This is a genomic window from Halosubterraneus shenae (genome assembly GCF_050510935.1).
Classification (GTDB): Archaea; Halobacteriota; Halobacteria; order Halobacteriales; family Haloferacaceae; genus JBDGPU01.
Genome location: NZ_JBNLVO010000005.1, coordinates 25,738 through 45,859 on the forward strand (window position 1 = coordinate 25,738; position 20,122 = coordinate 45,859).

Consider the following 20,122-nt stretch of genomic DNA (forward strand, 5'->3'; position numbering starts at 1 on the left):
CGGGCGTATAGCGAGGTAATGGGCCGCGAGCTGGACGCGTGGGTCGACGAGTATTGGGGATGGGCAGCCGTCTCGCTGTTCCTGCTGCTGTCGGTGGACCTCCTGATGACGCTGTACGCCGCCGCGGACGTCGGCATCGCTCACGAGTCGAATCCGGTGATGGGGTGGCTCCTCACCCAGTCGCTCGTCGTCCTCGTCGGGCTGCACCTGACGGCCGTCGTCCTCGTCGCTACCCTCTTCTACGGACTCGTGGAACTCGTCCGGGAGGCCCCGATGCGGCACCGCCGCCCGCTCCGTCTCGGTATCGAGGTGTTCCTCGGCCTGCTCGTCGCGGCGGGGCTCTTCGTGTTTGCGAATAACCTGACCGTCATCGTTCACGGGTCGAGTCTGGTCTGATTCAGGTCGGGTCAGGTCGGGTCGGGATGGGCTTCCCCACGCAGCTACCACTTCCTGTACGGCAGGAACTTCCCCTCGTAGGTGATCCGGACGCGGTCGCCGTCGTCGGCTTCCACGCGGTCGACGTGACACTCGAAGTCGATAGCGGACATGATCCCGTCGCCGAACTCCTCGTGGACGACGGCCTTGATCGCCTCCCCGTACACCTGGGGGATCTCGTAGAGTCGGTAGAGCATCGGGTCCGACGGGATCGTCGGGTCCTCCTCGCCCTTCTTCGGCGGGCGCTGGAGCGCCCTGGCGACCGCTTTCGGGTCGTCGGGTTCGAGGAACTTCACGAGATGCTCCGCTTCCTCCTGGGACATACTCGTCTCGCCGAGCATCGCGGCTGCGACCCAGACCTCGTCGCGGCCGACCGCCTCGGCGATGGCGTCGTACGTGACCCCGCGGTATCGTTTCGCCTCGATGAGCCGCTCCGTAGCTGCCTCACGCGTGAACATGGGTGTCCGCGCGTCCGGAGTGGCGGTAAAAGGAATGGCCGACCCGCGTGAGTTTCGAAGTATCGTTGGTTGGGAGACCACTCGGCACGCGGGGCAAGTCCCAGTTGCTGCGGCGATTGTGCTTATAAATAGCGTCGTCTCGCCGCGCTTGCGACACCACTCAGCATGCGGGAAAAGCCCCAGCCGCAGAGGCGGTCGCACTTATAAATGAAGTCGGGTTTCGTCGCTTTCGACACCACTCGGCACACCCAGAAAGCCCCAGCCGCTGAGCGCTCGCGCTGCTCGCTGCGCGCCTCGCCAGCTCACTCGCTCCCTTCGGTCGCTCGTTCGCTGGCTCAGTGCTAGCTTCGCAGGGCGTCCCGCTCAGCGGCTGCCCCTTTCAGTCCCGCCCCGGAGTGGTGGCCGGGCGTCGCTCGCGGCGGCTGCGGCGCCGCCGTCGTGCGTCGGCTGCCTGGCGTGCGGTGCTGAGCGGTCGACGTGCGTGCAACGCGTGCGATGGCGCACCGGGTGCGGTGGGCCCCGTCGCCAACCGCCGTGCGGGCGCGATCGACCCAGAGTTGTAGGGGATTTGCGATGCTATCGACCGGTTCTCCATTTATAAACGGCCCGGCCGACCAGCTGCTTTCGAGGAGGTGCTCCGTCGGTCAGATCTCCGAGACGAGGTCCTCGAGCGCCGCGCGCGGGTCGTCCGCCTTGGCGACGCCGGACGCGAGCAGGACGCCGGACGCCCCCAGCTCCGCGGCGGCCGCGACGTCCTCGCCGGTCGAGACGCCGGCGCCGCAGAACACGTCGACGTCCTCGTCGACGGCGGCCGCGGCGTCGACCGCGCCCTCGACGATTTCGGGGTCCGCGGTGGCGACGGACACGTCGCCGCCGATGAGCTCCGGGGGCTCGACGGCGACGGCATCCGGCCCGAGCGCGGCGGCCGCGCCGACCTGATTCGGGTTGTTCGCGCAGACGATGCTCTCTAGGTCCGCGCGGTCCGTCGCGTCGAGCGCCGCGTCGACGTCGGCGAGCTTCAGTCGGCGCTCGGAGTGGTTGATGAGGGTTCCTTCGGCGCCGTTGTTGGCGACCGCCTCCGCGAGCGTCGAGCCGGTGTGGGAGCCGTGGGCGTTCGGGGAGACGTGCTGGGCCCACGTTTCCACACCGGTGTCGGCGACGCGGGCGAGGTCCGCCGCCTGCGGGGCGACGGCAATGCGAGCGTCGGTGGTTTCGGCGACGTCGCGGGCCGCCTCGGCGACGGCGACCGGATCGCAGGGATACGCCTTCAGATTCACGAGGATGAACATACCGAACGACGACGACGCGAGCGCATATAGCTTGATACTCCGCGCAATATTCGGCCACGAACCGGGCCTTCCCGCGCGTCGCCAGGGGGCCGGACCTCCGCGGGGCGGGACCGCACCTCCGTGGGGGCGCACCTCCGCGGGGCGGGACCGCACCTCCGCGGGCAAAAAGGCATAAGCGTGGACTTCGAAGTCCCAGTACCTGTACGGATGTCACTGATCGAGCTCATCGCCGGCGTGGAGGCCCAGGAGGCCACCCTCACCGTCGTGGACGGCGACGGCGAGGCCCGTGACGCGCTGGCGGACCGCTTCGCGACCCGGAACGTCACCGTCGTCGAGGACGACCTCTCGACGCGATCCGGTGGATTCGCCGTCCTGACGCGGGACGGCGAGTTCGTGACGGCGGTCGAGCTCGACGCGCTACTCGAACCGGACGACCGCACGGACCCGGAGTTCGCCCCGGAGACGTACCGGCCGATCCTCGACGAGCTGGACGAGACGCTGTTTACCTCCTACTCCATCGCGGACATGGTCGCGGCCTCACGCGAGATCGAGGACCGGGCCTGGCGGCTCGGCACCGGCGAAGTCCACGCTGGGTTCCAGACGTTCGGGAACATGGCCGAGCAGGCGGAGATGTACAACCGCCTTGGGGAGTCCGGCGACCTCGACGTTCACGCGTACGGCGCGCCTGAGGGACCGGTCCCCGACGCGGAGCACTTCTCGGTTCACGTCGAGCGCGCTGCCGAGATCCGCGAGACGTGGTTCGTCGTCTACGACGGCGGCGGGGTCGACGTGAACAAGTGCATGCTGCTGGCCGAGGAACGTGAACCCGGCCGGTTCTACGGCTTCTGGAGCTACGATCCGGAAACCGTCGACGCGGCGATCGAGCATCTCCACTCGACGTACGCGATCGTCGAATCCGGCGAGGAAGGCGACGCAACTGCTTAGCCACTGCAACCGCCGCGATTTTCTCCTCAGTCTCGATAGGCGCCGCTACAGAGCGTTGGCAGTGGATTGCTCCCCCCGCAAAAGTCGTCCGCGTCTCGTCGGCGCTTTCGGCCGCGGTCATCGCCCACAACGGGGCCGCGGTCGTCGCCCGCGGCGGTATCCGCCAGTCGCCAGCGGGTCAGTCCTTGCGCTTGACGACGTCGCCGAGCGTCATCGAACCCGAGTCGCCCGAGTCCCAGTCCTCGTCGACGTCGCCGCCCTCGATGAGCGAGATGTCGAGCTTCTTCTCCAGCGTCTTCCGCATGTCGTCCTCCGGCAGGGTGTCGCCGCGTTCGAGCTTCCCGATGAGGCTGGCCTTCACGTTCAGCTCGTCCGCCAGCTCCTCCCGACTCAGGCCGCGCGACTCGCGGGCGTCCCGGATCCGCTCGTCGTAGTCGCCGGCGATCTCGTCCATGTGGTCGAACATGTCGCGCCGGCGGCTCGAGCTGCTCGAGGAGCCGGAACTCGAGCCGGACACGGAGCTCGAACTCGAGGATTTCCCGCTGGAGGAGGACGTGGAGTACTTGCCGGTGGACGTGGAGGAGGACTCCTGGCGGACTTCCGTTCCGAAGTCCGTACAGGAGTCACAGAGCTCCAGTTCGGCACCCTCCACTTTCGTCGTCGTCAAAGATGCCTGGTTGGCACCACACATTTCACACTGAGGCATACTGCCAGGTAGCCGTCCCGATGGTATAAAGTGTGCGACGTGACCCCCGGCCCGACCGGCCAACTCCCTCTCGTCGGCTGATCGTGCGGAGTTCCGACTGTCTGCACGCGACGTCGAACGCCGGGTCGTCCGACTCCGCTCGACTGCCTGACCGGGCCGTCCCCTATAAGTACGCGCCGGGTCCGGTATTCTCATACGGCCACCCGTGGAGGCATTCAGCATGGACGCTCACATCTCCGACGGCGACGTGCGGGGCACGGTTCGCGCCCCGCCATCGAAGAGTTACACCCACCGCGCCATCCTCGCGGCCGGATACAGCGACGGCGCCATCGTCCGGTCACCGCTCGTCAGCGCCGACACGAAGGCGACCGCGCGGGCCGTCGAGGCGTTCGGCGGCGACGCTATCCGCAACACCGAACGTGACACCTACGAGGTGGACGGCTTCGGCGGCGACCCCGATACGCCCGGCAACGTCGTCGACTGCGCGAACTCCGGCACGACGATGCGGCTCGTCGCCGGCGCCGCGGCACTCGCGGACGGCAAGACGGTACTCACCGGCGACGACTCGCTCCGGTCGCGCCCGCAGGGCCCACTGCTCACCGCGCTCACCGAGCTGGGCGCTGACGCGGAGTCGACCCGGGGCAACGGCCAGGCGCCGCTCGTCGTCGGCGGTCCCATCGAGGGCGGCGAGGTCGCCATCCCCGGTGACGTCTCCTCGCAGTACATCACGTCGCTGCTGATGGCCGGTGCGGCGACCGACGAGGGCGTCGAGATCGACCTGACGACGGAGCTCAAGTCGGCGCCGTACGTCGACATCACGATCGAGGTGCTCGACGCGTTCGGCATCACCGCGGAGCCGCTCGGGGCGGACGCGGCTGCTGGCGCGGACGGCTTCCGCGTCGCCGGCGGGCAGCACTACGAACCCTCGGACGGCGAGTACACCGTCCCGGGCGACTTTTCCTCCATCTCCTACCTCGTCGCCGTCGGCGCGATCGCCGCCGACCCCGACTCGGAGGTCGTCGTGGAGGGCGCGTTCCCGAGCGCGCAGGGCGACACGGCCATCGTCGACGTCCTCGAACGCATGGGTGCGGCCGTCGAGTGGCGCGAGGACGACGGCGTCATCGTCGTCGATCGCTCCGACCTCTCGGGCGTCGAGGTCGACGTCGGCGACACGCCGGACCTGCTGCCGACCATCGCCACGCTCGGCGCCGTCGCTGACGGCGACACGCACATCGTCAACTGTAAGCACGTCCGGCTAAAGGAGACGGACCGCGTCGCCGCGATGGCCGACGAGCTCGAGAAAATGGGCGCCAGCGTCACCGAGGAGGAGGACACCCTCACGATCCACGGCGACGAGTCCGACCTGACCGGCGCCGCCGTCAGCGGCCGCGCTGACCACCGGATCGTCATGGCCCTTGCCGTCGCCGCGCTCGCGGCCGACGGCGAGACGGTAATCGAGGGCGCCGAGCACGTCGACGTCTCCTTCCCGGGCTTCTTCGACGCGCTGTACGACCTCGGGGCAAGCGTCGACCTCGTCGGCGAGGACGGCCCGGACGAGGCCCACCCGATTTAAAAGGCTGGTCGGGGCGCGGGATATTCCCGCTCAGAACCCTTCGTCGAACAGCTCGCGGGCGACGATGTTCTTCTGGATCTCCGTGGTGCCCTCGTAGATCTGGGTGATCTTCGCGTCGCGGTAGAGACGTTCGACGTCGTGGTCGTTGACGAAGCCGGCGCCGCCGTGGATCTGGACGGCCTCGTTGGCGGCGTCGACCGCGATGCGAGAGGCGAACTCCTTCGCCATCGACGCGAGCGCGGTGAGGTCGCCCGACTCGTGCTCGACGGCCCACGCGGACCGGTAGGTGAGCCAGCGCGCGGCCTCGGTGTTCGTGTGCATCTCCGCGAGCTTGTGGCGGATGGCCTGGAAGTCGCCGATGGGGCGGTCGAACTGCTGGCGCTCCTCGGCGTACTCGAGCGCGCGCTCGGCGGCGCCCTTCGCGATGCCGACGCCCTGCGCGGCCACGGCCGTCCGGGTCTGGTCGAAGAACTGCATCAGCTGGAGGAACCCCATCCCGCGCTGGCCGATGAGGTTCTCCTCGGGGACGCGCACGTCGTCGAGGATGAGCTCGGCCGTGTCGCTCGCGCGGATGCCGAGCTTGCCGGTGATCTTGTCGGCTTCGAAGCCGTCGCGGTCGCTCTCGACGAGGATCTGCGAGTAGCCCGAGTAGCGGTCCTCCACCTCCGGGTCCGTCTCACAGAGGATGACGAAGTAGTCGCCGACGGAGCCGTTGGTGATCCACATCTTGTTGCCGTTGATCACCCACTCGTCGCCGTCCTTCTCCGCGCGCGTCTCGACCGCTGTCACGTCTGACCCGGCCTGCGGTTCGCTGATGGCCGACCCCATGATCGCGTCGCCGTTCGCCACCTCCGGGAGGATGCGCTCCTTCTGGTCCTCGGTGCCGAACTCGATGAGGGCCTCCGCGCCGAAGCCGGCGCTGGAGATACACAGGCCGATGCCGGGGTCGGCCGCGAACAGCTCCTCCGTGAGGATGGCGCTCTCGACGGAGTTGTAGCCGATACCGCTGTACTCGACCGGGATGTGGGGCGCGATGAGTCCCATCTCCGCGGCCGCGTCCATCACGTCGTAGGGGTACTTCTCCTCGACGTCGTACTCCGTCGCGACCGGTTTGATCTCGTTTTCCGCGAACCGGCGCACTTCCTCCCGCAGTTGCTGTTGCTCGTCCGTTAAGCCGAAGTCCATATTCGGTACTACGGAGCAGTCACGTTAACCGTTCGCAAACAACGGACAATTCGCGGAGAGTTGTTTCGGCCGCCCCGGCCGATCGGGCCGCGCGCCTACTCACCCTCGAGGAACGCCTCGATGCGGTCGGTCGCCTGTTTCAGTTCGCGCATGCTCGTCGCGTACGACACCCGGAGGTGGCCCTCGCCGCTCGGGCCGAAGACCGAGCCGGGGACGACGGCGACCCCTTGCTCCTCGAGGAGCGCCTCCGCGAACGCCTCGTCGTCGCGGCCGCAGTCGGGGAACGCGTAGAAGGCGCCCTTCGGCTCGAAGCAGTCGAGGCCCATCTCCTCGAACCGGGAGACGACGAACCGGCGCCGGCGATTGTACTCGTCGACCATGCTCGCGACCTCGTCGTCACAGCTCCGTAATCCCTCGACGGCGGCGTGCTGGGCCGTCGTCGGCGCCGACAGCATCGTGTACTGGTGGATGCGGTTCATCGCGTCGATGGCCGACTCGGGCCCGAGCGCGTAGCCGAGCCGGAGCCCCGTCATCGCGTAGGCCTTCGAGAAGCCGTTGACGACGACGGTACGCTCGCGCATGCCGGGCTGGTTCGCGATCGAGGCGTGATCGTCGCCGTAGGTGAGTGCGGCGTAGATCTCGTCGGCAACGACGCGGAGGTCGTTCTCGCGGCAGAACGCGGCGACCTCGGCGAGCGCCTCGTCGTCCATCGTCGCTCCCGTCGGGTTGTTCGGGTAACAGAGGACGAGGAGGTCCGCGTCCTCGGCACCTGCGGCTTCCAGGGCGTCGCGCGTGAGTTTGAACTCGTCCGCGGCGCGCGTCGGGACGGCCAGTCGTTCGCCGCCCGCGAGGTCGACGCCGGGGCCGTAGGAGACGTACGTCGGCTCGTGGACGGCGACGGTGTCGCCAGGGTCGACCAGCGCCCGAAACGCGAGGTCGACGGCCTCGCTGGCGCCCGTCGTGACGAGACACTCCGTCTCGGGGTCGTACACCTGGTCGTAGCGGTGGTGGTGGTCAGTAATCCCCTCGCGAAGCTCCGCCATGCCGCGGTTCGACGTGTAGGAGGTCCGGCCGCGTTCCAGTGAGTCGATGGCGGCAGTTCGGACGGCCCACGGCGCGGAGAAGTCCGGCTCGCCGACCCCGAGCGAGATGACGTCGTCACGGCCCTCCGCCAGCTCGAAGAACTTCCGGATGCCGGACTCCGGGAGGTCGCTGGCGCGCTCGGACAGCTTCATGGGGAGACGGAGAGCCGGTCGTCGTCGTCACGGTCGCCGAAGCGGATCCCACCGTCCTTGTACGTGTCCATGATGTAGTGAGTCACCGTCTGAGTGACCTCTGGCATCGGCGCGACCTGTTCTGAGATGAACCGGGAGACGTCCTGCATCGAGTTCCCCACCACCTCGACGGCGAAGTCGTAGTCGCCGGAGACGAGGTGGAGCGCGTGCGTCGCCGGGAACTTCGCGATCCGGTCTGCGATCTCCTCGTAATCGGTCTCGCGGTCGAGTTCGACGTTGAGTTCGACGACCGCTCGCACCTGTTCGTCGTCCGCGCGGTCCCAGTCGACGACCGCCTGGTAGCCGTGGACGACACCGTCGCACTCTAGCGCCGCGATCGCGTCCTCGACCTCGGCCGGTTCGAGACCGGTCTGGGCCGCGATAGTCTCCACGCTCTCGCGGGCGTTCGTCGTCAGGACGTCGAGGACCTCCCGCTCGTCGCTCATACGTGGTCATCGCTCCCGACCCTGAAAGACGTAGCGACCGCCGCAACTTCGGACGGGCAGATCCATTGCCGGGCCGGGTTCAGGGCGAGCCGACCGAATCCCCCGCGGGCGGGCGCTCCGCACGGATCGGTACCAGTACCTCGTCGACGGTTTCCAGGAACGCCTCCCGATCCTCGGGATACGTGTCCACCGGTTTGGGCCGAGGGTGCGTGTGGATCCGAACGCGACCCCGTCGGCGCCACGTCAAGCCGAGGCTCACGAGCCCGGCAGCCAGGAACGCGCCGGCGCCGAGCAGCGTTCTGTCAAGTGAGAGGATCGCGAACCCGACGATGGCCACGCCCATGAGCAGCAGAAACCAGTCGATGGACTGAGTGGTGAGCTCGGAGACCGTTTCGAGCGGGATCGAGACCACGTCGCCGTCGGCGTCCCCGCCGGCGACGCTGTCGGCGTCCTCGTGGTCGACGTCGTCGACGACGCGCTCCGCTCCCTCGCCCACGAGGATGCGCCGGTCGGTGACGACGAGGTCGCCGCCCAGCCGATCCGTTCCGCGAAAGCGAACCTGCTCGTCGTCGACGGTGGATCCGGCTGGCTCGGACATACGTGGCGCTTGCGAGACGCACATTAAAAGGTCGGCGACCGGCGGCCGGTCTGCCGGGAACCGACTCCCGGACCCTGGCCCTCTCGACTACTTCCGGGGGCGCTCGAAGGCCCTCTCGACTACTTCCGAAGCCGTTCGAACGCCGTCTCGACTACTTCCGAAGCCGTTCGAACGCCGTCTGGAATTCGCTTTCGGCCTCGGAGATCTTCTCCCACTGGTCGAGGCCGCGCTCCTCGCGCGTCCCCGGGATCGTGTTGTCGAGGACGAGCGCGATGATCCCGCCGACGGCCATTCCCGTCGAGCCGATGACGAAGACCGTGTCGGCGATGATTCGGCGACCCAGAACCGGACCGAGCACGGAGACGCCCGCCATCGACTCCCGGAAGGCGGCGATCCCCTCGAGCCCACCGAAGTACGCCGGGATCGCGAGGCCGGCGAACAGCGCGAGGCCGATGGTGAACACGTTGCGCTGGGAGTCGAGGTCGACGTACTTCAGGTTCGAGAGGCCGACCGCGACGATCTGGCCGAACATCGCGATGAAGAGCCCGCCGACGATGGGCGAGGGGATCGTCGCGACGAACTGGCCGAAGGGGCCGATGAAGCCGACCACGATCATCACGACGGCGCCGATCTGGACGACCCAGCGCGACGCGACGCCGGTGATGCCGATGGCGCCGATGTTCTCGGAGTAGGAGGTGCAGCCGTTCCCGGTGCCCATCAGGCCCGCGAAGACGTTGCCGATCCCCTCCATGCCGATCCCGTGATTGATGCGCTTCTTCGAGGGCGCCCCGACGCCCGCGAGGCGCGCGACCGCGAAGTAGTCGCCGTAGCTCTCGATGATCGACGCGAGGATGCCCGCGAACATGCCGACGACGAACGAGCCAGTGAGCAGCGGCGTCCCCCACTGGAGCGGGTGGATCGCGAGCAGCGTTGGCGCGTCGAACGGCGCGGCCAGGTCGACGTAGCCGACGGTTTCCGGGCCGTAGACGCCCGCCACCGAGAGCAGGGCCGCGACGACGTAGGCGGTGACGACGCCGAGCAGGACCGGGAACAGCCGCGCGTAGCGGCTGTACTGGTCGAGGTACTGCGAGAAGGCGACGATTAGCACGAGCGTCAGCCCGAGCAGCCACCAGTTCTGGTTCGTCGACGTGATCTGGGGCACGTTGAACAGCGACAGGCCGATCAGCACGATGACCGGCGCCACCACGACCGGCGAGAGGTAGCGCTTCAGGCGTCCCATCAGGCCGACGTAGCCGATGAGCACCTGGACGAGTGCCGCGACGATGATCGCGCCCTGCAGCTGTCGGATCGCGATCTCGAAGTCGCCGCCGACGGCGGTGATGATCGCCAGTGCGGGCGCCAGCAGCGCGAACGAGGCACCCTGCACCAGGGGATACCGGTTCCCGACCGTGGTCTGCAGCAGCGTCGCGATGCCGGAGACGACGAAGAACGTCCCGACGAGCGTCGCCGACTGCGTCGCCGTCGCGTCCATGGCACCCAGCAGCACGAGCGGAACGGCGATGTTCGCCCCGACCATCGTCAGGTAGTGCTGGATCCCCAGGAACACCGACTCGCCAAGCGGCGGTTTGTCCTCGATACCATACTCGACGAACGAGGCGGCCTCGCGCTCCCCCGTGCGGCCGCTCTCGACCGTCGCTCCCGACTGTGACGTTTCATCCGTAGCCATAGTGTCTCTCCGAGTGACCCACCTGGGGCCGTACTGCCAGTCACTGCCCGGACGACCACATTAAAAATTCCGAGTCGACGAGCGCGGCGACGGGGCCACGCCACTCCGTCGCTCGAGGACCTCCTGTCACCCATCCCCGTAGGTTTATCACCCAGACCGGGACGAACGCGGCCTACCATGACGGACCACGACGGCCGCAGTCGTCCCGAGGGCGGCGGTCACCCTGGGGGCGGTCACCCTGACGGCGGCGGCCACCTCGGCGGCGGTCACCCTGGCGGTCTGCCCGAGGGCGGCCGTCGTTCACCGAGCGTAGCGACCGGCCAGACGACGCTCGGCGTCTCCCGAGTTCGGCCGGATCGTTCTCGACATCCCTCGTCGGCCGACGGCCAGCACGATGGGAGCTCGCTTTCCGACGAGCGTCGACCTCGCGACGACAACCGCGATCCCGTCGGGTTCGAGTCACGTGGGAACGGCACCGTAACCCGTGAACGCTGGAAGGCGATAGCGTTCGTCTGCTTCGTCCTCGTCACGCTGGCGCTCGTCGCCGAAACCGGTGTACAGATCGCGGCCGGCCTCGACGTTCTCGCGCTCGGACCCCACGACGTCGCGCGCCTCCGCCGGATCGACGCCGCGCTGGCGACGACCGCGACCCGTGCCCGATACGTCGCCGTCGCCGCCGGGGGGTTCGCAGTCGTCCTGGTCGGCACGGCGACGCTGGTTGTCGCCATACGGGCACGCACCTGACCGAGGGTGTCGTGGCAGGGGGTGGCTGCCCGCCGTCGCCAGCGGCAGCGCCGGACGACGAGCGCTCGCCTCGCCGCCGTCGCCGGTACCCTCCAACAGCTGTCCGGCGACGGCGAGGAGTGCCCTGTGCGCCGGTCGTCGCGCCCTTTACGGGTACTCGCGAGTAACCACACACATGGTCCTGAAGGAATCCGATTCCGAACTGGAACGCGGCGACGCGGCTCCCGACTTCGAACTGCCGGGCGTCGACGGCGAGACGTACACGCTCGACTCCTTCGACGCCGACGCGCTGCTCGTCGTCTTTACCTGTAACCACTGCCCGTACGCGCAAGCGAAGTTCGACCTGCTCAACGAGCTGGCCGACGAGTACGACGACCTCGCCGTCGTCGGGATCAACCCGAACGACGCCGACGAGTACCCGGAGGACGCCTTCGAGAAGATGCAGGAGTACGTCGACGCGGGGACGATCGAGTACGACGCGTATCTCCGCGACGAGTCCCAGGACGTCGCGCAGGCGTACGGCGCCGTCTGCACGCCGGACCCGTTCCTCTTCGGGCACGAGGACGACGAGTGGGTGCTGCGCTATCACGGGCGGCTGGACGACGCGCTCGGCCCGGACGAGGACCCGTCCGAGTACTACGTCCGCGACGCCGTGGATGCCGTGCTGGCCGGCGAGACGGTCGATCTCCCCGATCGGCCCTCGCGCGGCTGTTCGATCAAGTGGACCTGAGAAGCTAACGTCGAGTTCGGCCGGCGGGCCTAGTCGTCCTCGTCGATCGCCAGCGACTCGAGGTCGACGTCGGCCGCGTCCGCCAGCAGCTCGCGCGCGTTCTCGACCGCGGCGTCCTTCTTCGCGGGATAGGCCTCGACTTTGCCACGAAGCGTGATTCCCTGGCCGAGCCGGACGAGCCCGTTGAAGGCGGCCTGCTTATCTAGCCGGAGGAATAACGAGGTGTTCTCGTCGACGCGCTCGTCCATCTCGCGGATGACTCGGTCGGCCTCCTCGATGGCCCCGAGTCTATCGAGGACGTAGCGCATGTCGTCGGCGTTCTCGACGCGGGCCGAGAACACGACGATCCGGTCGCCGTGGTGGCCGACGTTCTCCGTGCGGTCTAACTCGAAGTCCTCGGGGAGGAAAGTGCGGAGCGCCTCCTCGACGCGCTTGTCGTCCTCCGTCGCGTACGAGAACGTCCGCAGGTCGATGTAGTGGAGTGGAACTCGGGACATGGAGGCGCTCAGGGTGGGGTTATTCCGCGTCCTCGTCGGCGTCGTCTTCGTCGACCTCGACGTCGGCTTCCTCGGCGGCCTCGAGCGAGTCCGCGTCGACGCCGGCCTCCTGGCCGTCCTCGAAGCTGACGATGTACGTGTCCTCGCCGAACATCGTCTCCATCACCTGCGTGACCGTCCCGACGTCGCCGTCGTACTCGCTGTGCTTGTCGTGCAGAACGACCTTGTCTTCCTTCTCAAAACTCATGTAAGCCGTTTCCCACGGCGTCGTTAAAAGAACGTGGATCCGACGGCGGAGTGTGCCGGATCCGACGGCGGAGTGTGCCGGATCCGGACGCGGCCGTGGGGCGAAGCCGACTCACTCCGTGAAGCCGATTCACTCCGCGAAGCCGGCGGCGCGATGGAACGGCGTCGAGGCGATCGTCTCCCGGAGGTCGGCGAGCGACTCGCGGCCGGCGTCGCCCGCGACGTCCATGACCGCGAACACCTCCTGCCGTGAGACCTTCACGCCCGTTTCCGTGAGCGCGTCCTCGGGCCGGTGGCCGAGCTCCCGGAGGGTGCCGACGGCCAGCAGGAACGGGACGCTCCAGGCCGCCATCGTGTTGCCGTGGCGCATCGGCATCGTCTCGAGGTACGCCTGCGCGTCGTCGAGGAACGACCGTGCGTGGTCGGCGGTGCGGTCGACGGCGCGAGCGGACTCCTCCCGGTTGTCGGGGTCGATGACGTTCTCCTGGGCGACGCCCTCGGCCTCGAGCCACTCGGCCGGGATGTAGACGTTGTTCTCCTCCGTGTAGTCGTCGTAGACGTCCTTCGAGACGTTGACGAGCTGGAGCAGCAGGCCGAACTCCTCGGCGGTGTCGTAAAGGCGGTTCACGCGCTCCTCGGCGACGTCGCCGCGGGTGAGCAGGTTCGTGATGAGGTTGCCGACCGTCCCGGCCGCGTAGTGGCAGTATTGCTCGAGCTCGTCGCGGTCGTCGATCCGGAGCCCGCCGGCGTCGGCGTGGCGCTCGACGAACATCGCCATCCCGTCGATCATCTCCCGGACCGGCGGGACGATCGCGGTCTGGACGTCCGGCGGTAGCTCCTCGAAGGTCGCGAGGACGGTCGGCGCCTCGGCGACGACGGTCCAGTCGTCCGAGCGCTCGCCCTCGGGCGGGATCCACTCGTCGACGTCGTTCCGGAACTCGGTGATCGTGGTGTCGTCCTCCGTATCGAGGACGGCGTCGTACGTCCGCAGCAACTCCGCCTGCTCCGCGGGTGGAATGTGGGCGGCGTCCTCGACGGTGTCCGCGACGCGGCAGAGGAGATACCCGAGGCAGATCTGGGTCGACATCGGTTCCTCCAGCACGTCGACGGTCAGCGCGAAGGTGCGTGAAACGCCCTGGACCGCCTCGTTGCACCACGCGAGGTCGGGTTCACCGGGAGAGTGGTCGCGTCCGCTCATTCAGATATGTCGTTTACGCGCAGACGGCATAAAAAAGTCTCGTGGGCGCGGAGGCCACGGAACCCGATCGGTTGCCGGCGACAGCGGAGTTCCCTCGGCCGGTTTCACGGTTTCGCTCCGGTTCGTGTGAACAGTTAACTCGGTGAATTTGCTCCCAACGGGACTCGTAGCATCGGTCGGGGTATTTCGGATGGAAATTCGTGTAGAAACGTCTAAGGACGGCCCGCCGAACGGGCACGTATGGACTTCACGCTCTCCACGGAGCAGAAGCAGATCCGCGACACCGTCGCGGAGTTCGTCGACGAGGAGGTCAAGCCGCGGGCCGCCGAGATCGACGAATCGGACGAGTTCCCGGCGGACCTCGTCGACGAGATGAGCGAGCTCGGACTGATGGGCATGCCGTTCCCGGCCGAGTACGGCGGTGCCGACCTGGATTATCACTCCTATGCGATCGGCCTCTCCGAGATCGCCCGGGGCTCCGGCGGCCTCGGCACCGTCGTCGCCGCGCACACGTCGCTCGCGGGCAACATGGTCTACGAGTTCGGCGACGAGGCCCAGAAGGAGGCGTTCCTCACGCCGCTGAACACCGGCGACGACATCGGCGCGTTCGCGCTCTCGGAGGCGGAGGCCGGCAGCGACGTGCCGTCGATGAAAACGCGCGCCGAGAAGGACGGCGACGAGTACGTCGTCAACGGCGGGAAGCTCTGGATCTCCAACGGCTCCGTCGCGGACACGGTCACGCTATTCGCGAAGACCGACCCCGACGCCGGCCGCGACGGGATCTCGGCGTTCGTCGTGCGCCCCGAGGAGGACGACGGCTTCATCGTCGAGGGAACGGAGGACAAGCTCGGCGACAAGGGCTGTCCGACCGCCGAGCTCCGCTTCGACGACATGCGGATCCCCGAGGACCGGCTGCTCGGCGAGGAGGGCGACGGCTTCGTGCAGGCCTTAAAAACGCTCAACGGCGGTCGGATCACGATCGCCGCTCGCTCCGTGGGAATCGCGCGCGCCGCCCTGGAGGACGCCGTCGAATACGCCGGCGACCGTGAGCAGTTCGACCAGCCCATCGGGGAGTTCCAGTCGATCCAGCACAAGCTCGCCGACATGGATACGAAGCTCCAGGCCGCGGAGCTGCTGATGCACAAGGCCGCCGACCGGAAGATGCGCGGCGAGGACTTCATCAAGGAGGCCGCCCAGGCGAAGCTGTACGCCTCGGAGATCTCCCGCGAGGTCGCCAACGAGGCGATCCAGGTCCACGGCGGCTACGGCTACACGAAGGACTTCCCGGTCGAACGCTACTACCGGGACGCCAAGCTCAACGAGATCTACGAGGGCACCTCCGAGGTGCTCCGGAACACGATCGGCCAGCAGCTGCTCGACTGAGCTCGCGGGACTGTGCGGCAGGATCGTCGGCGGCTCCGGGAGTCGAACTCCTTTAAGTCCGGGCCGCACAACGTCGAGGTGAGAATGGAGCTGCTCGTCGTTGGCGCCGGGGAGATCGGCCGCTGGATCGCCGATACCGTCGAGGCCGACGTCGCGTTTACCGACCGCGACGAGACGGTCGCCCGCGACGCCGCAGCGGCGGCCGCGCCTGACGACGCCCGCGCGGTGCCGACCGATACGACGGAGACTTTCGACGCCGTCTGCCTGGCCGTCCCCATGTCGGCCGTCGCCGACGCCGTCGCGGAGTACGCCGAGAACGCGAGCGAGGCGATCGTCGACGTCTCCGGCGAGATGGCGACCCCCATCGCGGCGATGCGCGAGCACTGCCCGGACTGCGAGCGCGCCAGCTTCCACCCGCTGTTTGCCCCGCCGCGCATCCCCGGTAACGTCGCCGTCGTGATCGACGAGGCAGGGGCCGTCGTGGACGCCATCTGTGAGGCCATCGAGGCGCAGGGCAACGACGTCTTCGAGACCACCGCCGCCGAGCACGACGACGCGATGGAGACCGTGCAAGCGGGCGCGCACGCGGCCATCCTCGCCTGGCGCCTCGCGGGCGAGGACGTCCGCGAGGAGTTCCACACGCCCGTCTCCTCGGCGCTCGACGACCTCGCCGACACCGTCACCGAGGGGTCGCCCGCGGTGTACGCGGAGATCCAGCGCGCCTTCGAGGGTGCGGACGGCGTCGCCGACGCGGCCCGGGACATCGCCGACGCCGATCCCGAGGCGTTCGAAGCGCTCTACGAGCAGGCCCGCCGCGAGGGCGTCGAACGCGACCGCCACGACTGAGAGACCGAGCAGATCACCCCAGCAACCGCAGCCTTTCACCATGATAGACAGAGACGCCGTCCGTAACAACGCCAAGTACCTCCGTAACGTCCGCCCGATCGACCCCGAGGAGATCGCCGAGTACGTTCCGGGCGGCGCGCACCCCGCCGTCGTCCGCCAGACCCTCCGCGAGGAGGCGTACGACCTCGCGCTCCGGGAAACCGACGAGGGCACCTTCGTCCCCGTCGACGACGATCCGGTCCCCCAGCCGGGCTGGCAGCCCCGCGAGTTCCCCGAGCCGTACAGCATCGCGCTGGAGAACCTCCTCGTCGAAGAATACGGCGCCAACTGGCACCGCGGCGACTCCGGAGACCGCCTGCGGGACGCGATCCGGAAGCTGAAGGAGGATTACTACTACGAGAACGAGGTCGCGTACGACCACGAGGCCGCGCTCGGCTACGCGATCTACCACCTCCCCGACTACTACGCCGCCATCGGGTACGTCCTCGACGACCTCACCGAGAACGCCCTCCTCGACCGCACGATCCGCGTCCTCGACGTCGGCGCGGGCACCGGCGGGCCCGCGCTCGGGCTTCACGATTACCTCCCCGACGACGCCGTCGTCGACTATCACGCGATCGAACCGAGCGCCGCGGCGGACGTCCTGACGCAGCTGCTGGAGGAAACCGGGCGCAACTTCCACGAGACGATCCACCGGGAGACAGCCCAGTCGTTCTTCGGTCTGGATGCAGGCGGCTCCGACGCAGATGCAGAGGCCAATGCCGACTCCGACGACGAGCCGTTCGACCTCGTGCTGTTCGGCAACGTGCTCTCCGAGATCGAGGAACCGGTCCCCGTGGTCGAGGCCGGCATCGACGCCCTCGCGGACGACGGTACGGTGGTCGGGCTCGCGCCCGCCGACCTCAACACGGCCACCGGGCTCCGCGAGATCGAGCGCGAGGTCGCCCCGCCGGACGGCGACGTGACGGTTTACTCCCCGACGCTCCGGCTCTGGCCCGACGCCGCACCCTCGGACCGCGGCTGGAGCTTCGACGTGAAGCCCGACCTCGAGGTCCCGGCCTTCCAGCACCGCCTCGACGAGGCAGCGACGCGGGCCGACGAGGAGGACCTTGGCGAGTTCCGCAACGTCGACGTCCAGTACGCCTACGCTATCCTTCGGACCGACGGTGAGCGTCGGGTGGACGTGCGCGCCGACCCGCAGCGACAGGCTCGCATGGCCGACTCGGAGGAGCACGTCACGGACCGCATTAACCTCCTGGCGGTGAAGCTGAGCCACGACCTCGCCGACGGCGGGAACCCGCTGTTCAAGATCGGCGACGGCTCGGAGTCGGTCGAGCACTACGCCGTCAGCACGCGCGAAACGAGCCTCAACCGCGACCTGCTGGAGGCGGACTACGGGTCGATCCTCTACTTCGAGAACGCGCTCGTCCTGTGGAACGACGACGAGGAGGCCTACAACGTCGTCGTCGACGACGAGGTCCTCGTCGACCTCGTGGCGCCGTAAGGCCGGTCTTTTAAAAGGTCCTGCTCAGGGCTCCGAGGGCGACCCCATCCTCGGCGCGATCACGCGAACGGCCGGCAGCAACGCGACCGCGATGCCGATCTCCAGCCCGCCAACGAGGAGGAACGCCACCTCGTAGTCGAAGGCCTCGCTTGCCAGCCCGCCCACGAGGAAGCCGGTGAGGAAGCCGAGCGAGCCGAACACGTTGAACAGCCCCATCGCGGCCCCGCGCTCGACCGGGGCGACCAGGTCCGTCACCAGCGCCATCGTCGCCGGCGCCATCAAGGCGCCACAGACCCCGACGAGCAGCATAAAGACGGCCGCGAGGGGGTACGTCGGCGAGAGTCCCACCCCGAGGATGACGACCCCGTACGCGAGCGAGCCGGCGACGACGGGATAGAAGCGACCGATCCGGTCGGAGAGGATCCCCATCGGATACTGGAGCAGGGCGAACGGGAGGAAGAACAGCGCGAGCGTGAGCCCGGCGCCGAACGCGTCGAGGCCGAAGACGTCGCGGAAGTAGAACACGCCCACGAGCGAGAAGAAGCCGGCGGTCAGCCGGTCGATGAAGCCGAACGCGAAGGGAACGAGCAGCCCCGGCATGGCGCGGACGCGACGGCCGATCTCGGCGAAGCCAGGAGTCTCCTCGTCCTCTACGACGCGGTCCGTCGTCGTCGCCGCGAGGAGGCCGGCCCCGAGCAGCATTGCGGCGCCCGCGTACACCGGGTAGAAGGGGTCGACGTCGGCGAGGGCGCCGCCGACGACCGACCCGAGTGCGGCCCCGAGCCCGATGGCGATGCCGGCCGCGCCCATGTTGCGCCCGTGGCCGCCGTCGAGGTCCATCAGCATCGTCATGCCGAGCGAGAACGCGCCGATAGTCGTGGCGCCGCCCAGGACGCGGACGACGAGGGCACCGACGAACCCGACCCCAAGCGCCGGCAGGGTTGCCAGGAGGAGATAGGCCGCCGCGCCCCCGACGGCGCCGGCGACGACCAGCGGAACGCGCTTTCCGAGTGCGTCGCTCGCGGCGCCCCAGACGCCCGCGAACGTAACGAACGCGGCGAACTCCGCGACGAGGAACCACATGCCGGCACGGATGTCGGTCGACGCGCCGAGCGCGGTGATGAGGTCCGGGACGCCCGGGTAGATCAGCACCTGCGAGACCAGCACCGCCCAGACTACCGTGGCCAGTCGGCGCCGGTCGGCAGCGAGGGTGCCGTCAGTCATCGCCGGCGCTAACGCACCGTCGCATAAAAGCCTCCTTCCATCGCCCGCGGTCGACCCGGCTGGTTCGTCCACCTTGCGCGTTACCGACGAGGGAAGCTCCGCTGTTCGAGTGCGTTGCCGGCAGAAATCGGGCCGGGAAACAGCCCGTGGTTCGAGGTCCCACCCCAGAGAGCAATGCGTCGTCGTGGTCGGTCGTCTAGACGCGCTTCGATCGAGCCTCCCGGACGCTGGAACCGTCCCGGACCTTGTCCTCACAGCCGGGGCACACCCGGACGTTCTCGTAGCCGGGTGGCGCGAACACTCGTACGTACTGCTCCGTCACGAACGAACCACAGTTGCTGCATTCCGGCATGTCAACACACCATACGGACTCGCCATAAGTATGGTTTTGGGCCGACACGATTCGTGACCCCAGGTGAATCGGCCGCAGTCTGGCGGTTTTATTGCTACCTCTCTAGCGAGGGACGTGATCGATTCGAGAGACGTTCCGCGAATGACGTTCGGCCGTTCGGCGAGAGACGTTCGGCCGTTCGGCGAGAGACGTTCGGCGGAGAACACACGCAACGGCCCTGGAGGGGGGGACATCGTCCGATTCGTTCGTTACTGGGTCGCGAACTTCTGGCGGACTTTCTCGATCTTCGGGTCGGCGTTGAACGTGCAGTAGGCGTCGCCGGGGTTCTTCTCGTAGTAGTTCTGGTGTTTCTCCTCGGCGCGATAGAACGTCTCGAGTGCCTCGACCTCGGTGACGACGTCGTCCTCGTAGGCGTCTTCCGCGTCCAGCTCCTCGATGTACTCCTCCGCGATCCGCTGCTGTTCCTCGTCGTGGGTGCAGATGATCGACCGGTACTGGGAGCCGACGTCCGGTCCCTGCCGATTCAGCGTCGTCGGGTCGTGGACCGTGAAGAACACCTTCAGCAGGTCGGAGTACGCGACCTCGTCCGGGTCGTACTCGATTTGCACGACCTCGGCGTGGCCGGTTTCGCCGGTGCAGACCTGCTCGTAGGTCGGGTCCTCGACGTGGCCCGCGGCGTAGCCGGAGGTGACGTCGCGGACGCCGGGAACCTCCTCGAAGGCTGCCTCGACACACCAGAAACAGCCGCCGCCGAACGTCGCGGTTTCAGTCGTCGTCATGCGCCGAAGTAGTGTGTGGAAGG

Annotated in this window: 22 protein-coding genes; 8 read left to right on the forward strand and 14 right to left on the reverse strand. The window is 68.1% G+C overall.

The annotated features are described in order from the left end of the window. Positions 1 to 18 precede the first annotated feature (18 nt). Positions 19 to 396, forward strand: a complete 378-nt coding sequence (locus ACQE3M_RS11655) for a DUF5658 family protein (protein WP_430505793.1) — start codon at positions 19 to 21, stop codon at positions 394 to 396. A 44-nt stretch (positions 397 to 440) separates the two neighbouring features. On the opposite strand, the gene cynS is transcribed toward ACQE3M_RS11655, so the two are convergent. Together cynS and tpiA are read right to left on the reverse strand one after the other, a co-directional pair. Beyond that, positions 441 to 893, reverse strand: a complete 453-nt coding sequence (gene cynS, locus ACQE3M_RS11660) for a cyanase (protein WP_430505794.1) — start codon at positions 891 to 893, stop codon at positions 441 to 443. Between the two features lie 644 nt (positions 894 to 1,537). Further along, entirely contained in the window at positions 1,538 to 2,182 is a 645-nt protein-coding gene (gene tpiA / locus ACQE3M_RS11665) for a triose-phosphate isomerase (RefSeq protein WP_430505795.1), read from the reverse strand. 207 nt (positions 2,183 to 2,389) lie between these two features. Here tpiA and ACQE3M_RS11670 point away from each other — a divergent pair, with 207 nt between their 5' ends. After that, positions 2,390 to 3,127, forward strand: a complete 738-nt coding sequence (locus ACQE3M_RS11670; protein WP_430505796.1) for a DICT sensory domain-containing protein — start codon at positions 2,390 to 2,392, stop codon at positions 3,125 to 3,127. A 178-nt stretch (positions 3,128 to 3,305) separates the two neighbouring features. Here ACQE3M_RS11670 and ACQE3M_RS11675 read toward each other — a convergent pair whose 3' ends face one another. After that, positions 3,306 to 3,833 carry a multiprotein bridging factor aMBF1 gene (locus ACQE3M_RS11675; protein ID WP_430505797.1) on the reverse strand — a complete coding sequence of 176 codons (528 nt, stop codon included), beginning with the start codon at positions 3,831 to 3,833 and terminating at the stop codon, positions 3,306 to 3,308. A 220-nt stretch (positions 3,834 to 4,053) separates the two neighbouring features. On the opposite strand from ACQE3M_RS11675, the gene aroA reads away from it, so the two are divergent. Next, positions 4,054 to 5,406 carry a 3-phosphoshikimate 1-carboxyvinyltransferase gene (gene aroA, locus ACQE3M_RS11680; RefSeq protein ID WP_430505798.1) on the forward strand — a complete coding sequence of 451 codons (1,353 nt, stop codon included), beginning with the start codon at positions 4,054 to 4,056 and terminating at the stop codon, positions 5,404 to 5,406. A 30-nt stretch (positions 5,407 to 5,436) separates the two neighbouring features. On the opposite strand, the gene ACQE3M_RS11685 is transcribed toward aroA, so the two are convergent. The 5 genes from ACQE3M_RS11685 to ACQE3M_RS11705 form a co-directional block, all read right to left on the reverse strand. Beyond that, positions 5,437 to 6,591, reverse strand: a complete 1,155-nt coding sequence (locus ACQE3M_RS11685) for an acyl-CoA dehydrogenase family protein (protein ID WP_430505799.1) — start codon at positions 6,589 to 6,591, stop codon at positions 5,437 to 5,439. 95 nt (positions 6,592 to 6,686) lie between these two features. Continuing rightward, positions 6,687 to 7,826, reverse strand: a complete 1,140-nt coding sequence (locus tag ACQE3M_RS11690) for a pyridoxal phosphate-dependent aminotransferase (protein ID WP_430505800.1) — start codon at positions 7,824 to 7,826, stop codon at positions 6,687 to 6,689. After that, the gene (locus tag ACQE3M_RS11695) at positions 7,823 to 8,311 is read right to left on the reverse strand and encodes an Lrp/AsnC family transcriptional regulator (protein WP_430505801.1); all 489 of its coding nucleotides are present in this window, start codon (positions 8,309 to 8,311) and stop codon (positions 7,823 to 7,825) included. Before ACQE3M_RS11695 ends, ACQE3M_RS11690 begins: the two co-directional genes overlap by 4 nt. Before the next feature lie 79 nt (positions 8,312 to 8,390). After that, positions 8,391 to 8,909 (reverse strand): hypothetical protein, encoded by a 519-nt coding sequence (locus ACQE3M_RS11700; RefSeq protein ID WP_430505802.1) that lies wholly within the window; start codon positions 8,907 to 8,909, stop codon positions 8,391 to 8,393. Positions 8,910 to 9,060: 151 nt separating this feature from the next. Continuing rightward, the gene (locus ACQE3M_RS11705) at positions 9,061 to 10,596 is read right to left on the reverse strand and encodes a uracil-xanthine permease family protein (protein WP_430505803.1); all 1,536 of its coding nucleotides are present in this window, start codon (positions 10,594 to 10,596) and stop codon (positions 9,061 to 9,063) included. Positions 10,597 to 10,773: 177 nt separating this feature from the next. Between ACQE3M_RS11705 and ACQE3M_RS11710 the strand changes: the two genes are divergently transcribed. Together ACQE3M_RS11710 and ACQE3M_RS11715 are read left to right on the forward strand one after the other, a co-directional pair. Further along, positions 10,774 to 11,340, forward strand: coding sequence for a hypothetical protein (locus ACQE3M_RS11710; protein ID WP_430505804.1), 567 nt, complete (start codon positions 10,774 to 10,776; stop codon positions 11,338 to 11,340). Positions 11,341 to 11,515: 175 nt separating this feature from the next. Beyond that, on the forward strand, positions 11,516 to 12,070 hold the full coding sequence (locus tag ACQE3M_RS11715; protein WP_430505805.1) for a thioredoxin family protein: 555 nt from the start codon (positions 11,516 to 11,518) through the stop codon (positions 12,068 to 12,070). Between the two features lie 29 nt (positions 12,071 to 12,099). Here ACQE3M_RS11715 and ACQE3M_RS11720 read toward each other — a convergent pair whose 3' ends face one another. The 3 genes from ACQE3M_RS11720 to ACQE3M_RS11730 form a co-directional block, all read right to left on the reverse strand. After that, entirely contained in the window at positions 12,100 to 12,567 is a 468-nt protein-coding gene (locus ACQE3M_RS11720; protein WP_430505806.1) for an RNA-binding protein, read from the reverse strand. A gap of 19 nt (positions 12,568 to 12,586) precedes the next feature. Beyond that, positions 12,587 to 12,814 (reverse strand): DUF1918 domain-containing protein, encoded by a 228-nt coding sequence (locus ACQE3M_RS11725; protein WP_430505807.1) that lies wholly within the window; start codon positions 12,812 to 12,814, stop codon positions 12,587 to 12,589. Positions 12,815 to 12,943: 129 nt separating this feature from the next. Then, positions 12,944 to 14,011 carry a phytoene/squalene synthase family protein gene (locus ACQE3M_RS11730; protein ID WP_430505808.1) on the reverse strand — a complete coding sequence of 356 codons (1,068 nt, stop codon included), beginning with the start codon at positions 14,009 to 14,011 and terminating at the stop codon, positions 12,944 to 12,946. A 240-nt stretch (positions 14,012 to 14,251) separates the two neighbouring features. Between ACQE3M_RS11730 and ACQE3M_RS11735 the strand changes: the two genes are divergently transcribed. The 3 genes from ACQE3M_RS11735 to ACQE3M_RS11745 all read left to right on the forward strand — a co-directional run bounded on the left by ACQE3M_RS11735 (position 14,252) and on the right by ACQE3M_RS11745 (position 17,744). After that, positions 14,252 to 15,394: an acyl-CoA dehydrogenase gene (locus ACQE3M_RS11735; protein ID WP_430505809.1), complete on the forward strand. Its 1,143-nt coding sequence runs from the start codon at positions 14,252 to 14,254 to the stop codon at positions 15,392 to 15,394. Positions 15,395 to 15,478: 84 nt separating this feature from the next. Continuing rightward, complete coding sequence (locus ACQE3M_RS11740; RefSeq protein WP_430505810.1) at positions 15,479 to 16,240, forward strand: prephenate dehydrogenase; 762 nt, start codon at positions 15,479 to 15,481, stop codon at positions 16,238 to 16,240. A 40-nt stretch (positions 16,241 to 16,280) separates the two neighbouring features. Then, positions 16,281 to 17,744, forward strand: coding sequence for a small ribosomal subunit Rsm22 family protein (locus ACQE3M_RS11745; RefSeq protein ID WP_430505811.1), 1,464 nt, complete (start codon positions 16,281 to 16,283; stop codon positions 17,742 to 17,744). Between the two features lie 24 nt (positions 17,745 to 17,768). Here the strand turns inward: ACQE3M_RS11745 and ACQE3M_RS11750 are convergent, their stop codons facing one another. From ACQE3M_RS11750 to msrA, 3 genes are all read right to left on the reverse strand, one after another. Next, positions 17,769 to 18,968 (reverse strand): MFS transporter, encoded by a 1,200-nt coding sequence (locus tag ACQE3M_RS11750; protein ID WP_430505812.1) that lies wholly within the window; start codon positions 18,966 to 18,968, stop codon positions 17,769 to 17,771. Between the two features lie 196 nt (positions 18,969 to 19,164). Further along, positions 19,165 to 19,320 (reverse strand): DUF7563 family protein, encoded by a 156-nt coding sequence (locus tag ACQE3M_RS11755; RefSeq protein ID WP_430505813.1) that lies wholly within the window; start codon positions 19,318 to 19,320, stop codon positions 19,165 to 19,167. 248 nt (positions 19,321 to 19,568) lie between these two features. Continuing rightward, positions 19,569 to 20,099 carry a peptide-methionine (S)-S-oxide reductase MsrA gene (gene msrA / locus ACQE3M_RS11760; RefSeq protein WP_430505814.1) on the reverse strand — a complete coding sequence of 177 codons (531 nt, stop codon included), beginning with the start codon at positions 20,097 to 20,099 and terminating at the stop codon, positions 19,569 to 19,571. Positions 20,100 to 20,122: the final 23 nt, after the last annotated feature.

Excerpts from the sequence above, each read along its gene's own strand:
- ACQE3M_RS11655 (WP_430505793.1), top strand. The coding sequence starts at position 19 with ATGGGCCGCGAGCTGGACGCGTGGGTCGACGAGTATTGGGGATGGGCA.
- cynS (WP_430505794.1), bottom strand. The coding sequence starts at position 893 with ATGTTCACGCGTGAGGCAGCTACGGAGCGGCTCATCGAGGCGAAACGA.
- tpiA (WP_430505795.1), bottom strand. The coding sequence starts at position 2,182 with ATGTTCATCCTCGTGAATCTGAAGGCGTATCCCTGCGATCCGGTCGCC.
- ACQE3M_RS11670 (WP_430505796.1), top strand. The coding sequence starts at position 2,390 with ATGTCACTGATCGAGCTCATCGCCGGCGTGGAGGCCCAGGAGGCCACC.
- ACQE3M_RS11675 (WP_430505797.1), bottom strand. The coding sequence starts at position 3,833 with ATGCCTCAGTGTGAAATGTGTGGTGCCAACCAGGCATCTTTGACGACG.
- aroA (WP_430505798.1), top strand. The coding sequence starts at position 4,054 with ATGGACGCTCACATCTCCGACGGCGACGTGCGGGGCACGGTTCGCGCC.
- ACQE3M_RS11685 (WP_430505799.1), bottom strand. The coding sequence starts at position 6,591 with ATGGACTTCGGCTTAACGGACGAGCAACAGCAACTGCGGGAGGAAGTG.
- ACQE3M_RS11690 (WP_430505800.1), bottom strand. The coding sequence starts at position 7,826 with ATGAAGCTGTCCGAGCGCGCCAGCGACCTCCCGGAGTCCGGCATCCGG.
- ACQE3M_RS11695 (WP_430505801.1), bottom strand. The coding sequence starts at position 8,311 with ATGAGCGACGAGCGGGAGGTCCTCGACGTCCTGACGACGAACGCCCGC.
- ACQE3M_RS11700 (WP_430505802.1), bottom strand. The coding sequence starts at position 8,909 with ATGTCCGAGCCAGCCGGATCCACCGTCGACGACGAGCAGGTTCGCTTT.
- ACQE3M_RS11705 (WP_430505803.1), bottom strand. The coding sequence starts at position 10,596 with ATGGCTACGGATGAAACGTCACAGTCGGGAGCGACGGTCGAGAGCGGC.
- ACQE3M_RS11710 (WP_430505804.1), top strand. The coding sequence starts at position 10,774 with ATGACGGACCACGACGGCCGCAGTCGTCCCGAGGGCGGCGGTCACCCT.
- ACQE3M_RS11715 (WP_430505805.1), top strand. The coding sequence starts at position 11,516 with ATGGTCCTGAAGGAATCCGATTCCGAACTGGAACGCGGCGACGCGGCT.
- ACQE3M_RS11720 (WP_430505806.1), bottom strand. The coding sequence starts at position 12,567 with ATGTCCCGAGTTCCACTCCACTACATCGACCTGCGGACGTTCTCGTAC.
- ACQE3M_RS11725 (WP_430505807.1), bottom strand. The coding sequence starts at position 12,814 with ATGAGTTTTGAGAAGGAAGACAAGGTCGTTCTGCACGACAAGCACAGC.
- ACQE3M_RS11730 (WP_430505808.1), bottom strand. The coding sequence starts at position 14,011 with ATGAGCGGACGCGACCACTCTCCCGGTGAACCCGACCTCGCGTGGTGC.
- ACQE3M_RS11735 (WP_430505809.1), top strand. The coding sequence starts at position 14,252 with ATGGACTTCACGCTCTCCACGGAGCAGAAGCAGATCCGCGACACCGTC.
- ACQE3M_RS11740 (WP_430505810.1), top strand. The coding sequence starts at position 15,479 with ATGGAGCTGCTCGTCGTTGGCGCCGGGGAGATCGGCCGCTGGATCGCC.
- ACQE3M_RS11745 (WP_430505811.1), top strand. The coding sequence starts at position 16,281 with ATGATAGACAGAGACGCCGTCCGTAACAACGCCAAGTACCTCCGTAAC.
- ACQE3M_RS11750 (WP_430505812.1), bottom strand. The coding sequence starts at position 18,968 with ATGACTGACGGCACCCTCGCTGCCGACCGGCGCCGACTGGCCACGGTA.
- ACQE3M_RS11755 (WP_430505813.1), bottom strand. The coding sequence starts at position 19,320 with ATGCCGGAATGCAGCAACTGTGGTTCGTTCGTGACGGAGCAGTACGTA.
- msrA (WP_430505814.1), bottom strand. The coding sequence starts at position 20,099 with ATGACGACGACTGAAACCGCGACGTTCGGCGGCGGCTGTTTCTGGTGT.